Source organism: Aliivibrio sifiae, from assembly GCF_002954705.1.
Classification (GTDB): Bacteria; Pseudomonadota; Gammaproteobacteria; order Enterobacterales; family Vibrionaceae; genus Aliivibrio; species Aliivibrio sifiae_A.
Genome location: NZ_MSCO01000002.1, coordinates 525267 through 526357 on the forward strand (window position 1 = coordinate 525267; position 1091 = coordinate 526357).

General features: G+C 36.4%; 1 protein-coding gene. It reads left to right on the forward strand.

What is annotated here, in order from left to right; genetic code table 11:
• Nucleotides 1-18 precede the first annotated feature (18 nt).
• Nucleotides 19-384 carry a hypothetical protein gene (locus BTO22_RS13365; protein ID WP_105055934.1) on the forward strand — a complete coding sequence of 122 codons (366 nt, stop codon included), beginning with the start codon at nucleotides 19-21 and terminating at the stop codon, nucleotides 382-384.
• Nucleotides 385-1091 lie beyond the last annotated feature (707 nt).

Below are 1091 nucleotides of genomic sequence, written 5' to 3' on the forward strand. Positions count from 1 at the left end.
TAAGCCAAAAGGAAAATTATGGAAAATTCATTAATACTTGTAGCTCTTAATGATGAGCAAATTAACAAAGCTAAGCTAATTAATGGGCAGCGTAAGAAAATAACTCACGCATTACTTTGCGGTTCGTATGGTCAAATATTTGGAACGGAAAAGCATTGTTTGAAATATTACAAAGCTTGGAAAGATATTTTTAGAAACTTATTCAAAGAAATGAAATCTGTTCAAGCGTATGAAGTCGATCAATATGAATCTACTTTTAACCTAGTCAATATACTTATTTCAGCTTCAGATGGGCATAAAGAAACTTCCGAAAATAGTCGACAAGAAATGGTAAAAATAAAAAAAGTGGAAAAGAAAGGTTTATGGTCACGTATCTTTGGGTAGGCTTATAACAAATGCATCAACACGATTTGCTACATTCGGCGTTGTCAGTTTGCCTTTAGTTTTAGTGATTAAGGCAGTAAAATTCAGCTAAGTCTGCATAGTAGCAAACGTGTTATGCAGGCGTTGTGCGTACTGAGTCCGAAATTTTTTGCACGGTTCATCAAAAGGATCGCGGCTTTTGTAGTTTCGGCTTAGTAAGCGTTTCTTTCTTCTTTATTGCCTTTTGGTTTCCGTATTATCAGGTTCGGCAAATTAGCCCTTATTTCCCTAAGTTCAGGCGTTTCAGCGGCTATTTTACGCTTCAATTGTTCTTTGGTTATGCCTCATTTTAGTTTGCATCAGTGTTTTTCTCGCAGCATTTACAATCCCAATTGTGGTTAGGATATTTGGTTTATCAGTTCCAAATCTTCTGAAACCAAGTCGTTCAAATGGCGTAAAAAATGTATCTGTTTTCCATTCACTTTATCTCGCAATTTAAGAACATTTTGTTCGCTTAATTGCTATCGGTAAATTAGAATCAGGGCTTAGAAAATCTTGGCAGGGCAGTTCTTTACCAAGTTGACCAAGCCGAAAGTAAGCACGCACAACAATCGCATCAACACGATTTATTACATTCGGCGTTCTGGGTTTGCCTTTAGTTTTGTGATTAAGGCAGTAAAATGCAGGTTGGTTTGCATAGTAATAAACGTGTTATGCCAGCGTTATGT

Coding starts and splice junctions, on each gene's coding strand:
- BTO22_RS13365 (WP_105055934.1), top strand. CDS start 19: ATGGAAAATTCATTAATACTTGTAGCTCTTAATGATGAGCAAATTAAC.